The 13,472-nt window shown below is 70.3% G+C and carries 13 protein-coding genes; 6 read left to right on the forward strand and 7 right to left on the reverse strand.

Annotated elements, in window-relative coordinates:
• A partial coding sequence (gene glpX, locus ACFWRV_RS15280) for a class II fructose-bisphosphatase (RefSeq protein ID WP_384333945.1) occupies nucleotides 1–920 on the reverse strand: 920 nt, incomplete at its 3' end.
• A gap of 157 nt (nucleotides 921–1,077) precedes the next feature.
• On the opposite strand from glpX, the gene ACFWRV_RS15285 reads away from it, so the two are divergent.
• Nucleotides 1,078–1,629, forward strand: coding sequence for a DUF4245 domain-containing protein (locus ACFWRV_RS15285; RefSeq protein WP_384333948.1), 552 nt, complete (start codon nucleotides 1,078–1,080; stop codon nucleotides 1,627–1,629).
• 94 nt (nucleotides 1,630–1,723) lie between these two features.
• Here ACFWRV_RS15285 and ACFWRV_RS15290 read toward each other — a convergent pair whose 3' ends face one another.
• The 4 genes from ACFWRV_RS15290 to ACFWRV_RS15305 all read right to left on the reverse strand — a co-directional run bounded on the left by ACFWRV_RS15290 (nucleotide 1,724) and on the right by ACFWRV_RS15305 (nucleotide 5,555).
• Nucleotides 1,724–2,314: a malonic semialdehyde reductase gene (locus ACFWRV_RS15290; protein ID WP_384333951.1), complete on the reverse strand. Its 591-nt coding sequence runs from the start codon at nucleotides 2,312–2,314 to the stop codon at nucleotides 1,724–1,726.
• Nucleotides 2,315–2,455: 141 nt separating this feature from the next.
• The gene (locus ACFWRV_RS15295; protein ID WP_065489494.1) at nucleotides 2,456–2,698 is read right to left on the reverse strand and encodes an exodeoxyribonuclease VII small subunit; all 243 of its coding nucleotides are present in this window, start codon (nucleotides 2,696–2,698) and stop codon (nucleotides 2,456–2,458) included.
• Nucleotides 2,699–2,764: 66 nt separating this feature from the next.
• A complete protein-coding gene (gene xseA, locus ACFWRV_RS15300; protein ID WP_384333954.1) occupies nucleotides 2,765–3,976 on the reverse strand; it encodes an exodeoxyribonuclease VII large subunit in 1,212 nt (403 codons plus the stop codon).
• Between the two features lie 301 nt (nucleotides 3,977–4,277).
• Complete coding sequence (locus tag ACFWRV_RS15305) at nucleotides 4,278–5,555, reverse strand: APC family permease (RefSeq protein ID WP_384334201.1); 1,278 nt, start codon at nucleotides 5,553–5,555, stop codon at nucleotides 4,278–4,280.
• 282 nt (nucleotides 5,556–5,837) lie between these two features.
• Here ACFWRV_RS15305 and ACFWRV_RS15310 point away from each other — a divergent pair, with 282 nt between their 5' ends.
• Together ACFWRV_RS15310 and ppgK are read left to right on the forward strand one after the other, a co-directional pair.
• Nucleotides 5,838–6,827: a 4-hydroxy-3-methylbut-2-enyl diphosphate reductase gene (locus ACFWRV_RS15310; protein ID WP_384333957.1), complete on the forward strand. Its 990-nt coding sequence runs from the start codon at nucleotides 5,838–5,840 to the stop codon at nucleotides 6,825–6,827.
• Nucleotides 6,828–6,865: 38 nt separating this feature from the next.
• Complete coding sequence (ppgK, locus tag ACFWRV_RS15315; protein WP_384333960.1) at nucleotides 6,866–7,618, forward strand: polyphosphate--glucose phosphotransferase; 753 nt, start codon at nucleotides 6,866–6,868, stop codon at nucleotides 7,616–7,618.
• Between the two features lie 152 nt (nucleotides 7,619–7,770).
• Here ppgK and ACFWRV_RS15320 read toward each other — a convergent pair whose 3' ends face one another.
• The gene (locus ACFWRV_RS15320; protein ID WP_384334204.1) at nucleotides 7,771–8,385 is read right to left on the reverse strand and encodes a DUF6542 domain-containing protein; all 615 of its coding nucleotides are present in this window, start codon (nucleotides 8,383–8,385) and stop codon (nucleotides 7,771–7,773) included.
• A 365-nt stretch (nucleotides 8,386–8,750) separates the two neighbouring features.
• On the opposite strand from ACFWRV_RS15320, the gene ychF reads away from it, so the two are divergent.
• A complete protein-coding gene (ychF, locus tag ACFWRV_RS15325) occupies nucleotides 8,751–9,839 on the forward strand; it encodes a redox-regulated ATPase YchF (protein WP_384333963.1) in 1,089 nt (362 codons plus the stop codon).
• 69 nt (nucleotides 9,840–9,908) lie between these two features.
• Here the strand turns inward: ychF and ACFWRV_RS15330 are convergent, their stop codons facing one another.
• Nucleotides 9,909–10,841 carry an NADP-dependent oxidoreductase gene (locus tag ACFWRV_RS15330; protein WP_384334207.1) on the reverse strand — a complete coding sequence of 311 codons (933 nt, stop codon included), beginning with the start codon at nucleotides 10,839–10,841 and terminating at the stop codon, nucleotides 9,909–9,911.
• 332 nt (nucleotides 10,842–11,173) lie between these two features.
• On the opposite strand from ACFWRV_RS15330, the gene ACFWRV_RS15335 reads away from it, so the two are divergent.
• Nucleotides 11,174–12,289: an NAD(P)-dependent alcohol dehydrogenase gene (locus ACFWRV_RS15335; RefSeq protein WP_384333966.1), complete on the forward strand. Its 1,116-nt coding sequence runs from the start codon at nucleotides 11,174–11,176 to the stop codon at nucleotides 12,287–12,289.
• Nucleotides 12,290–12,435: 146 nt separating this feature from the next.
• A complete protein-coding gene (locus ACFWRV_RS15340) occupies nucleotides 12,436–13,419 on the forward strand; it encodes an MBL fold metallo-hydrolase (RefSeq protein WP_384333969.1) in 984 nt (327 codons plus the stop codon).
• Nucleotides 13,420–13,472 lie beyond the last annotated feature (53 nt).

The following is a 13,472-nucleotide window of genomic DNA, read 5'->3' on the forward strand; positions in this document are numbered from 1 at the left end:
GTGGTCGCCGTCTCCGCGCGGTACCGCACACCGCGCATCAGCTCGCCGTCGGTGATCCCCGTCGCCACGAAGAACACGTTGTCACCGCTGACCAGGTCGTCGGTCGACAGCACCCGGTCCAGATCGTGGCCCGCGTCCAGCGCCTTCTGCCGCTCCGCCGCGTCCTTGGGCCAGAGCTTGCCCTGGATGACGCCGCCGAGGCACTTTATGGCGCACGCCGAGATGATGCCCTCGGGCGTCCCGCCGACGCCCATCAGCAGGTCGATGCCGGTGCCCTCGCGAGCCGCCATGATCGAGCCCGCGACGTCGCCGTCGGAGATGAACTTGATCCGCGCGCCGGTCTCCCGGATCTCCTTGACGATGCCCTCGTGGCGGGGCCGGTCGAGGATGACGACGGTGACGTCCTCGGGCGCGGAGTTCTTCGCCCTGGCCACGCGCCGGATGTTCACCGCCACGGGCGCGTTGATGTCGACGAAGTCCGCCGCCTCGGGCCCCGTGACCAGCTTGTCCATGTAGAAGACCGCGGACGGGTCGAACATCGCGCCGCGGTCGGCCGCCGCCAGCACGGCGATGGCGTTCGGCATGCCCTTGGCGTTGAGCGTGGTGCCGTCGATCGGGTCGACCGCGATGTCGACCTCGGCGCCGGTGCCGTCGCCGACCCGCTCGCCGTTGAACAGCATGGGGGCTTCGTCCTTCTCGCCCTCGCCGATGACGACGACGCCGTTCATCGAGACGGTCGAGACGAGGGTCCGCATGGCCTTCACGGCGGCGCCGTCGGCGCCGATCTTGTCGCCGCGGCCCACCCAGCGCCCGGCCGCCATGGCAGCGGCCTCGGTGACCCGGACCAACTCCAGGGCCAGGTTGCGGTCGGGGGCCTCCGGGGAGACCTCCAGTTGGGACGGCAGATGATGCTCGGACATCGGAGCGCACCTTTCTGTACGGCGACGACCGGATATGAGGGTGCTGTGACTCTATCGGTAGGTCGATAAAATGAGCAGAGCGGGTCACGCATGAGCACCGCGGAGTCGCGGCCGGGACAGGCACCCTGCGGCCGGGCGAGTCAGGCCGCGTGCCACCATGGATCCCGTGGCAAGCAAGCGAGGCAAGCAGACAGTCCGGGACATGTTCCTGTCGACTTTGGTGATCGCCGCCTGCGCGGGGGTCATATACCTCTTCATTCCGAAGGACGAGCACGCCGACCCGATCAAGGCGGTCGACTTCACCGTGGAGCTGGCGACGGTGCGGACCGCGGCCCCCTACCCGGTGGCCGCGCCGGAGGGCCTGCCGGAGAAGTGGAAGGCAACCTCGGTCAGGTACGACGACGCCGAGGGCAAGGCCTGGCACCTGGGCTTCCTCGACCCGGACCGCAGGTACGTCGCGGTCGAGCAGTCCACCACCGCGGCGCGCACGTACGTCCCCGACGTCAGCCAGAAGGCGAAGGACACCGGCCGGACCGAGACGGTGGCGGGCAAGGAGTGGCAGGTCTGGGAGGGCGCGAAGTACGACGCCCTCGTCCTGCCCGGGAAGGGCCACACCACGGTGGTGACCGGCTCGGCGCCGAAGGAGAGCCTGGTCGAGATGGCCGCCGCCCTGAGGACGACGCCGCCGCCCGCGACGCCGGCCTCCTGACGCGACCACGCGAACTGACGCGACCACGCGAAGGGCCCCGGAACACCAGGTGTTCCGGGGCCCTTCGCGTGTGCGGGAGCCGCGCGTGCTCGGCTCAGACGGTGGTGATGACCTCGTCGAAGGAGAGGCGCGGGCTGCGCGGGAACCAGGCGTCCTCGCCAGGCTTGCCGATGTTGACGACCATCAGCGGGGCGTGGTCGTCGTCCAGGAACTCCTTCTGGACGCCCGCGGCGTCGTAGCCGGTCATCGGGCCGGCGGCCAGGCCGGCGGCGCGGACGCCGATGATGAAGTAGGCGGCCTGGAGCGCGGCGTTGAGGCCGGCGGCCGACTCACGGACCGGGCGCTCCGCGAAGAACATGTCCTTGGCCTGCGGGAAGTGCGGGAGCAGCGCCGGGAGCTCCTCGTGGAACTCGTTGTCGGCGGCCAGGATCGCGACCAGCGGGGCCGTGGCGGTCTTCGGGCGGTTGCCTTCGGCCATGTGCTGCACCAGGCGCTCGCGACCCTCGGCGGAGCGGACCAGGACGACGCGCAGCGGCGACTGGTTGAAGGCGGTCGGGCCGAACTTGACCAGGTCGTAGATCGCCTGGACCTGCTCGTCGGTCACCGGCTCGTCGGTGAAGGTGTTGGCGGTGCGGGCCTCACGGAAGAGGAGGTCCTGGGCGGCGGGGTCGAGAACGAGGGACATCTGGTGCAAACCTTCCGAACGAACGCGGTGGGGAGAGCTCGAAGGTACGCCAGAGTTAGGTTAACTTTCAACTAAAACCGGAACCGAGTGATCCATTACACACCATTGCATGATGCAGCTACTTGGCGTGAGGCTCTCGGCTCAGCCCTCGTCGGCGCTGTCCTGCGGGCGGGCCAGCGCCGCGTCCAACCGGGCGCGGGCGCCCTCCAGCCAGTGCCGGCAGACCTTCGCCAGCTCCTCGCCCCGCTCCCACAGGGCCAGCGACTCCTCCAGCGTCGTGCCGCCCGCCTCCAGCCGGCGCACGACCTCGATCAGCTCGTCGCGCGCCTGCTCGTACCCGAGCGTGCCCGTGGCGGCAGCCGCCGCCGTACCGTCGTCCGTCATGTGATCCACCCTAAATGTGAGCTGCTACGTCATCGTGGGCACTGCCCCGGGCGCCGTCCCGCCGGCTCACCCGTCCACCCGCACCGTGAACTCGCCCTCCGACACCCGCGCCCGCAGCGGCTCGCCCGGGGCCCCGGCCTCGTCGGGGGAGCGCACCACATGGCCGTCGGGCCGCTGGAGCACCGCGTATCCCCGCTCCAGGGTCGCGGCCGGCGACAGCGAGACGACCCGGGCGAGCGTGTGCGACAGCTCGGAGTCGGCCCGGTCCAGCAGATGGCCCAGCACTCGGCGGCTGCGCCCGAGGAGCGCGTCCACCTCGGCCTCGCGCTCGTCCACCAGCCGCTGGGGCCGCTCCATCGCGGGGCGGCCCAGCGCGTGCGCGAGCCCCCGCTCCTCGCGGTCCAGCAGCCCCCGAACGGTGCGCAGCGCCCGGTCCCGCAACTGCTGCACCCGCTCCAGCTCCTCGCCCACGTCCGGGACGACCTTCTTGGCCGCGTCCGTGGGCGTGGAGGCGCGCAGATCGGCGACCAGGTCCAGCAGCGGGGAGTCCGGCTCGTGCCCGATCGCGGAGACCACCGGCGTACCGCAGGCGGCCACGGTCCGGATCAGCTGCTCGTCGGAGAACGGCAGCAGATCCTCGACGCTGCCGCCGCCCCGGGCCACCACGATCACGTCGACCTCGTCGAGCGCGTCCAGCTCCTCGACCGCCTGCACCACCTGGGCGACCGCGTTCACCCCCTGGACGGCGGTGTTACGGACCTCGAAGCGCACGGCGGGCCAGCGGCGGCGGGCGTTCTCCAGGACGTCGCGCTCGGCGGCGGAGGCCCGCCCGCAGACCAGCCCGATCAGCTGCGGCAGGAAGGGGAGCGGCTTCTTCCGGTCCAGCGCGAAGAGCCCCTCGGCGGCGAGCGACTTCTTCAGCTGCTCCAGCCGCACGAGCAGTTCGCCGATGCCGACCGGCCGTATGTCGGTGGCCCGCAGCGACAACTGCCCCCGGGGCGCGTACCACTCGGGCTTGGCCAGCACGACGACGCGCGCGCCCTCGGTCACGACGTCGGCGATCCGGTCGAAGACCTGCCGGAAACAGGTCACGCTCACCGAGATGTCGTGGGAAGGATCGCGCAGCGTAAGAAAGACGACCCCGGCTCCCGGCCGCCGCGACAGCTGGGTGATCTGCCCCTCCACCCAGATGGCGCCGAGCCGGTCGATCCACCCGCCGATGAGCCGGGACACCTCACCGACGGGCAGCGGCGCTTCCGCGGACGTGTTGAGAGCCATACGGGCGAGCGTATCGGCAGCCACCGACAGGAACCCCGCCCCGCGCGGCGGACCGCGGCCCATCCGGCGCAGGGCCGTGCCCGAACAACGGGGGCCCACCGGGCACTCGGCCGTACGGAACAACTGCGGCCCCCACCGGGCACATGGCCGTAAGGAACAACCGCGGCCCCACCCGGCGCAGGGCCGTACCCGAACAACCGCGGGCCCCACCCGGCACCCGGCCGTACGGAACAACTGCGGGCCCCCGGCACTCGGCCGGCGTACGGAACAGGGGGCTCACCCCCTACGCGCCCCCCGCCCCCTACGCGCCCCCCGGCCCCTCCGCGCCCTTCCGGCGGCCCGTCCCCTGCACCGCCAATACCACGAGCCCCACCCCGAGCCAGCAGAGGCCCACCACCTGGGCGGACGTCGTCGCCTCCACGATGACCGCGACCAGGATGCCCGCGCCGACCACCGGCACGAGGACGTGCCGCCACCACACCGGCGGCCCCGCCATCCGGCGTACGGCGAACCAGCCGACCACCGACGCGTGCAGCAGGATGAACGCCGTCAGCGCGCCGATGTCCACCACCGAGACCAGATGGTCCAGCCCGTCGTCGCGCCGGGCCGCCCACACCGCGGCCACCAGCGTCACGATCGCCGCCCCCAGGATCGCCACCCGCGGCACGCCCGACGTCCGGTCGACCTTCGCGAGGAACGGCGGCAGCCGCCGCTCCCGGGCCATCGCGAAGACGAGCCGCCCGGCGGCGGCCTGTCCCGCCAGCGCGGCGAACGCGGCCCCGATCGCCTTGCTCACCGCCACCAGATCGTGCAGCCAGGTCCCCACCGAGGCGTCCACCGCGTCGTAGAACGCCGACCCCTGCGCCGCCGGGTCCGCCGCCAGCTCCGCCGAGCTCACCGGCTCCAGCAGCGCCGCCAGGTACGACTGCGCGACGAACAGGACCCCGGCCAGCACCAGGCAGAACAGCACCGCCCGCGCCACCTTCTGCGAGCCGCCCGTCACCTCCTCGGCGAACGAGGCGATGGCGTCGAAGCCCAGATACGACAGCACGGCGATCGACACGGCCCCCAGCACCGCCGCCATGGAGAACCCGGTGTCCCCGGTCAGCGGCGTCAGCCAGCCGCGCTGCGCCCCGTCCCGTACGAGGACGACCACGGCCGAGACCACGAAGACCAGCAGCACCACGATCTCCATGGCCAGCACGGCGAACCCGACGCGGGCGGCCGCCCGTACGCCCCACAGGTTGAGCAGGGTGGTCACGAGCACCGCGATCGCGGTCCACACCCACCGCGAGACCTCCGGGACGAGCGCGTTCATCGCGATCCCCGAGAAGAGATAGGCGACGGCCGGGATCAGCAGATAGTCGAGCATCGCCATCCACCCGGCGATGAACCCCGGCCCTTCGCCGAGTCCCTTGCGGGCATACGTGAAGACCGAACCGGCGAAGGGGGCGACCCGCACCATCTGGGCGTAACTGAAGGCGGTGAAGCCCATGACCACCGTGGCCACGAGGTAGACGAGCGCGACCGCGCCGTCGGACTTCGCATCCAGGGTCCCGAACACCCCGACGGGGGCCATCGGGGCGATGAAGAGGAGCCCGTAGACGACCAGATCCCGGAAGCCCAGCGTCCGCCGCAGCCCGCCCGTCTCCGTACTGCTGCCCGACCCTCCCTCCTTACCGCGGCCCGAACCTCCCCCCGTACCGCCGCCCGGCCCACTCCCCGTACCCGTACCGCTCCCGGAACCGCTCTCCGACACCGAGGTCACCACCCCTTCATGACTGTCCGCGACTTCTCGCACCCGCACCGCGACCAGTGTCCCGATCCGGCCGTCCTCGCGCCTGTTCGCCACGGCCTTACGATGGGACGCATGACTGCCACCCCTGCCCGCCGTGTCCTGCTCGCCGCACCCCGTGGCTACTGCGCGGGCGTGGACCGTGCCGTGATCGCCGTCGAGAAGGCCCTGGAGCAGTACGGGGCCCCGATCTACGTCCGCCACGAGATCGTGCACAACAAGTACGTCGTGCAGACCCTGGAGAAGAAGGGTGCGATCTTCGTGGACATCACCGCGGAGGTGCCCGAGGGCTCCATCGTGATGTTCTCCGCGCACGGAGTCGCGCCCACCGTCCACGCGGAGGCCGCCGAGCGCAAGCTCGCGACCATCGACGCGACCTGCCCGCTGGTCACCAAGGTCCACAAGGAAGCCGTCCGGTACGCCAAGGAGGACTACGACATCCTCCTGATCGGCCACGAGGGGCACGAGGAGGTCATCGGCACCTCCGGCGAGGCCCCCGACCACATCACCCTGGTCGACGGCCCCGAGGACGTCGCGAACGTCGAGGTCCGCGACGAGTCGAAGGTCGTCTGGCTCTCCCAGACGACCCTCTCCGTCGACGAGACGATGGAGACGGTGGACGCGCTCAAGTCGAAGTTCCCCAACCTCCTCTCGCCGCCCAGCGACGACATCTGCTACGCCACGCAGAACCGCCAGATCGCGGTGAAGAAGCTGGCCGAGGACGCCGAGCTGGTCATCGTGGTCGGCTCCAAGAACTCCTCGAACTCCATCCGCATGGTCGAGGTCGCCCTGGACGCCGGCGCCCCCGCCGCCCACCTGGTCGACTTCGCGAGCGAGATCGACGAGGCCTGGCTGGAGGGCGTGACCACGGTCGGCCTGACCTCCGGGGCCTCGGTCCCGGACGTCCTGGTCGACGGCGTCCTGGAATGGCTCGCGGAGCGCGGTTACGCGGACGTGGAGACGGTGAAGACGGCCGACGAGTCGATCACCTTCTCCCTCCCCAAGGAGCTGCGCCGCGACCTGCGCGCCGAGGCCGCCGCCCTTTCCGCCGAGTAGCCGCGCAAGGGGCCCGGCCTGCCCGTACCGTGGGTGCCATGGAGATCTTCGGCGTGGACATCGGCGGATCCGGGATCAAGGGCGCTCCCGTGGACCTGGACCGCGGAGACCTGGCGCAGGAGCGCCACAAAGTGCTGACACCGCACCCGGCCACGCCCGAGGGCGTGGCCGACGGCGTTGCCGAGGTCGTCGGCCACTTCAACTGGTCGGGCCCCGTCGGCATCACGTTTCCCGGGGTCGTCACGGACGGCATCACGCGCACCGCGGCCAATGTCGACAAGGGCTGGGTCGACACGGATGCCCGCACGCTGCTGGGCGAGCGGATCGGTCAGCCCGTCACCCTGCTGAACGACGCGGACGCGGCCGGGGTCGCCGAGATGACCTTCGGCGCGGGCAAGGGCCGTACGGGCACGGTCATCCTGCTGACCTTCGGTACGGGCATCGGCAGCGCGCTCTTCACCGACGGCAGGCTCGTCCCCAACACCGAGCTGGGCCACCTGGAGCTGCACGGCCACGACGCGGAGAAGCACGCCTCCACGAAGGCCAAGGAGGACGAGGACCTGAGCTGGCAGCACTGGGCGCACCGGGTCCAGAAGTACCTGCTGCACGTGGAGATGCTGTTCTCGCCCGAGCTGTTCATCATCGGCGGCGGCGTGAGCCGCAAGGCGGACAAGTTCCTGCCGCTGATCGATAAGGTCCGGGCCGAGATGGTCCCGGCGCAGCTCCAGAACAACGCGGGCATCGTGGGAGCGGCGATGGCGGCGGCGGGCTCGGCACCGGGCCAGGGCTGAGCGGGGCGGCCGGGGACCGAGCGGGGCGGCCGGGGACCGAGTGGGGCGGCCGGGCCCCGCGCGGGGACTGAGCGGGGCGGCCGGGGACCGAGCGGGGGTGGCAGGCGCTGAGCCGGGCTCGCGAGGACTGACCTCGGCCGGCCCGGCGGGCGTCAGGGCCGCTGAGGGCGCCGGACCACCGCCGGGCCGGCCCCGGCCCGTACGGGCTTCGCGGCAGCGGCCGCGGCCGCTGCGGGGGCGGGGCCGGCGGCGGTGGGGGTGTGGGGGCGGGGGGCCGGCCGGCCGCCCGCGGCCCGGGGCGCCCGGTCACCGGCGGGCCCGCGCCCCTGGGCCAGGACGTACCGTCGCCGGGCCCGCATCAGCCGCACCTTGCGTACGGTGGCGATGAGGCCCGCGACGAGCGTTCCGCCGTACAGCCACCCGGCGTGCACGGCGAGGGCGGTGACCAGGCCCATGACCTGCCCGCCGAAGCCTTCGGACCCCCCGGAGATCGGGAACACCCCGACGGCGAAGGCGATCGGCACACTGATCGGCGCGGTGACGAGGTCGGCGGGCCGGACCCAGAATGCGGTGAGCGCGCTGACGGGCAGGAAGAGCAGCCCGTAGACGAGCTCCGAGCTGTCGAACAGCAGCCGGTCGACGCAGGCGAGCACGAACATGGTGAGGGCGGCGAACAGCCCTGCCCCGATCCCGGTGAGCCGCGGGTTGGGGAACCGCCGCAACGCGAGGACCACGGGCGGCACGCTGCGCACCCGTACCCGGTACACGGCGGAACTCTCACCGGGGGAACCACCCGGCGAGGGCGGGGCGGGCGCGGCCTGCGGGGGCTGCCTGCGCTGCGGGGGACGTGTCCTGTGCTGCTCCACCTGCACAACGTAGGTCGCGGGAGGCGGGGAATCAGGCGTTGGACACGCGCTTTGGCCGACCTTGGGGTTGCGTTCGATGCCACACGGCCGAAAGCCGCACTGTTCGGACGGGCGGTGCGGGCCCGCAAACCGCACTGTTCGGGCCCGTGGGGCGGCCCCGTAAACTGGAGAATCGGTCCCACTCCGGGACCCGGCTGTCCCGGCCCGAAACGCCGAGCCGGACCCGGACGGCCCTGACCCCCTCCTCACTCCAGGAAGTCGCCAAAGTGTCGCTCACGATCGGAATCGTCGGTCTGCCGAATGTCGGCAAGTCGACCCTGTTCAACGCCCTGACCAAGAACGACGTGCTGGCGGCCAACTACCCGTTCGCCACGATCGAGCCGAACGTCGGCGTGGTCGGCGTCCCGGACCCGCGCCTCAACAAGCTCGCGGAGATCTTCAGCTCCCAGCGGCTCCTCCCGGCGACGGTGGACTTCGTCGACATCGCCGGCATCGTCCGGGGCGCGTCGGAGGGTGAGGGCCTGGGGAACAAGTTCCTGGCGAACATCCGCGAGTCCGACGCGATCTGCCAGGTCATCCGCGCCTTCAAGGACGAGAACGTCGTCCACGTCGACGGCAAGGTCTCGCCGAAGGACGACATCGAGACGATCAACACCGAGCTGATCCTCGCCGACCTCCAGTCCGTCGAGAAGGCCGTCCCGCGCCTGACGAAGGAGTCCCGCCTCCAGAAGGAGAAGGTCGCGGTCCTCGCCGCGGTCGAGGAGGCGCAGAAGATCCTGGAGTCCGGCCAGACGCTCTTCGCCGCGGGCATCACGGCATCCACGGAGAGGGGCCGGCTCCTCCACGAGCTGCACCTGCTCACCGTCAAGCCGTTCCTGTACGTCTTCAACGTCGACGAGGACGAGCTGGTCGACGAGGACTTCAAGAACGAGCAGCGCGCCCTGGTCGCCCCCGCCGAGGCGATCTTCCTGAACGCCAAGATCGAGTCAGAGCTGATCGAGCTCGACGACGACGAGGCCCTCGAACTGCTCCAGTCCATGGGCCAGGAAGAGCCCGGCCTCGCCACCCTCGGCCGCGTTGGCTTCGAGACCCTGGGCCTCCAGACCTACCTCACGGCAGGCCCGAAGGAAGCCCGCGCGTGGACCATCAAGAAGGGCGCCACGGCCCCGGAGGCGGCCGGTGTGATCCACACCGACTTCCAGAAGGGCTTCATCAAGGCGGAGATCGTCTCCTTCGCCGACCTGGTGGAGACCGGCTCGGTCGCCGAGGCCCGCGCCAAGGGCAAGGCCCGTATGGAGGGCAAGGACTACGTCATGCAGGACGGGGACGTGGTGGAGTTCCGCTTCAACGTCTGATACGTCCCGCGAAAGGCCGCCTGACCTGCGACGGAGCAGGTAGGGCGGCCTTTGCGGTCCGCAGCGTCGTTACGGGACCAGGACGATCTTTCCTGTGGTGTGGCCGGCTGCGATCTCGCGGTGGGCGGCGGCTGCCTCACGCAGCGGGTAACTGCCCTCGACGACGACGCGCAGTCGGCCGGCCGCCGCTGCTTCCGTGAGCTGCAGGCGGGCGGCTTCCCGGATCTCGGTGCCGGGGTCCGCGCCGGGTGCGCCACCCAGGAGCTTGATTCCAGCGCGGCTCCCGCGCTCGTAGCCGGCGATGGTGGCGATACGGAGGGGGTTCGGCACCAGTTCCACGGAGACGTCGACGGCCTCGTCGGTGCCCACGAGGTCGGCTGCCGCGTCCACGCCCTCCGGCGCGATCTCGCGCACCCGATCCGCCAGCCCCGGCCCGTAAGCGACCGGCGTCGCTCCCAGGTCCCGTAGCAGATCGTGCTTGGCCTTGCTCGCTGTGGCCACCACAGTGGCGCCACGTGCCACCGCGAGTTGCACGGCCACGAGGCCGACCCCTCCCGAGGCGCCATGGACCAGCACCGTCTCACCCTTGGCCAGGCCGATCGCTTCGAGAACATGGACGGCCGTGACACCGGCGGCCAACAGCCCGCCGGCCTGCTCCCAGGACAGGGTCGCGGGCTTGGGCACCACGGAGGAGGCCGGTACGACGATTTCGTCGGCGTAGGCGCCCGGCGCGGAATACGCGATCACTTCATCACCGACCGCGATGGGACCCGCGGGGCCGACCGCGTCGGCACCGACCGCGGTCACCACGCCGGCCGCCTCGACACCGAGCCGCAGCGGCAGGTTCTCCGGATCGGTACCGAACATGCCGCTGTACACCTTGTAGTCGAAGGGATTGACACCGGCCGCACGGACCGAGATGCGCACCTGATCCGACGTCGGCTCCGCGACCGCGACGGTGGTCACGGAAAGAACCTCGGGGCCTCCATAGGCCGCTGCCACGACTGCCACTGCCTCTTTTGATTCGCTCATACCGGAAGGCAACGGCTGCGCCAGGCACGGTATTCCGCCATTTCCCGTGCGCGGTGGCAGGGGTTCGGATTGGTCTCCCGGCGGAGTCGTGACCGGCCGTCACTCAGCCCCGATCGCGAAAGCCCCGGAGAGAAACGGGCCGTGACCGATAGGGCGACCGATGCGCGAGCGCAGGCCGTCGCAGTACGTTCGCACCTGCTCAAGGGTATGTGAGGCCCTCAACACCGATCTGGGAGTCATTTGATGAGGTCTGCCTGTTGTCACCATGGCGCCGGCGGCGCTTCGCGACAAACCCACGGCGCATGACGACGACCGCGCGAGCCGCCGTCCTCGAATCGCCGGACGGTCCGTTCGAATTCCGCGAGATCGAGATCGAAGACCCCCGGCCCGACGAGGTACTGGTCCGCATGGTCGCGACCGGAATATGCGCGACCGACGCTCATGTGCGGGCGCAACGCATGGCGACGCCGCTACCCGTCGTGCTGGGGCACGAGGGTGCGGGAATCGTGGAACGTGTGGGGGCCGCTGTCACCACGGTCGAGCCCGGCGACCACGTCGTCCTTTCGTACCACTCGTGCGGCCACTGCAAGCCGTGCATGTCCTCGCACGCGGCCTACTGCGACAACGTCTGGCAGGCGAACTTCGCCGGGGCCCGCCTGGACGGCTCGAACGGCCTGCACGTCGCCCATGGTGCCGAGCCGCACGGTCACTTCTTCGGCCAGTCCTCGTTCTCCACCCACGCTCTGGCCCATCAACGGAACACGATCAAGGTCCCCCGCGATCTGCCTCTCGACGTCATGGCTCCGTTGGGGTGCGGTCTGCAGACAGGCGCGGGCGCCGTCCTCAAGGCCCTCGCCGTCCCGGCGGGCGCCTCCTTCGTCGTGTTCGGCGTGGGCGCGGTGGGCCTGGCAGCGGTCATGGCGGCTCGCGTCGTGGGTGCCACCACCGTCGTCGCCGTCGACGTCGACGCCGACCGGCTCGAACTGGCCCGCGATCTGGGAGCGACGCACACCGTCAACCCCGGCCAGGTCGAGGATCTTGTCGGCGCGCTCCGCGCCATCGAGAAGCGTGGTCTGGAGTACGTCCTCGACACGAGCGGCCGCCCGGAGAATCTCGACGCCGGAGTCGGTGCCTTGGCACCGATGGGCCGATTCGGCTTCGTAGCGTTCCACGAGGGGGCCGGCGCCGTGATGGACGCGGGCCGGCTCACGCTCGGTCAGTCGCTGCAGGGAATCATCCAGGGAGATGCCGTCTCGTCGCTGCTGATCAACGACCTTGCCCATCTCTATCGAGCGGGCCGGTTCCCGATCGACCGGCTGTTGTCCTTCTACGAGTTCTCCGACATCAACACGGCGTTCGACGACGCGGGTTCTGGCCACGTCACCAAGGCGATCCTTCGATTCACGCAACCGGGATGAGCCGCCCGTTCGACAGATTTCCCCAAAAGCCAGAGAGGCGTACCGCGATGTGCCAGAAAAGTCAGATACCCATCAGTGCCGAAGACACCCAGAGCTTCTACGGGATTGACCACTATGGGTTCCCCCGGGCGGGGGCAGACGACCCCGTGGACCCCGAGGGATACTATCCCCCCTATTTCCAGAGTGAGCACTTCCAGAAGTACGGCTACCACGTCGAAGAACTGCGCGGCGGTTTCTACTGGGTCACCAGCGCCGGCTACGACGCCGGGTTCGTGGTGACCGAACAGGGCGTGGTCGCGATCGACGCACCACCGACACTGGGCGAGAACATGCTGGCGGCGATCGAGGACGTCACCGACCAGCCGGTGACGCATGTGATCTACAGTCACTGGCACGCCGACCACATCGGCGCGGCCTCCGTGTTCGGTCCCGACGTCGAGATCGTCGCCCACCGCATCACCAAGGAACTCCTGGAGCGCTTTCCCGACCCGCGGCGTCCCCTGCCGACGACGACCTTCGACGACGAGTTCGTTCTCGAAGTGGGCGGTGTGACCCTGGAGCTCTCCTACAAGGGTGAGAACCACTGCCCCGGCAACATCTTCATCTACGCACCACAGCAGAAGGTGCTCACTGCTGTGGACATCGTCAGTCCGGGAAGCGTCACGTTCATGCACTGCGATGCCTCGCAGAACATCTCCGGCTGGTACGAGGCGCAGTCGCAGATCCTTGAGTACGACTTCGACTTCTTCGTCGGCGGGCACCACATGCATTACGGCACCTACGAGCAGGTCACGCTGTGCGTGGAGTACTTCGCCGATGTTCTCGAGGGCGCGACGGAGGCGGTCGAGCGGTTCAGCCGTTCCGACGCGCTCGCCGACATCGTGAGCAGCACCGGCTGGGAGAGGATCTTCGTCGGCACGGAGAACTGGATCAGTTCCATGGCGAACTACGCCACCCATCACGTCCTGGAGAAGAAGACCAGTGACGGCCGGCTCTGGTGGGAGCGGCTGGCGGGCGCCACCACCCAGACCAAGTACCACGCCTACACCGTGCTGGAGTCGATCCGGCTGGAGCGGCCCCGCCCCAACTACCGTCTGCGAGGCGAGAATCCTCCGGTCTTCCTGACCTGACGCCGTCCCGGACAGCGTGACCGCGTGCGCGGTGCGTCGGACTCTGCCGAATC

Origin of the sequence: Streptomyces sp. NPDC058576 (assembly GCF_042718715.1) — a bacterium.
Lineage (GTDB): Bacteria > Actinomycetota > Actinomycetes > Streptomycetales > Streptomycetaceae > Streptomyces.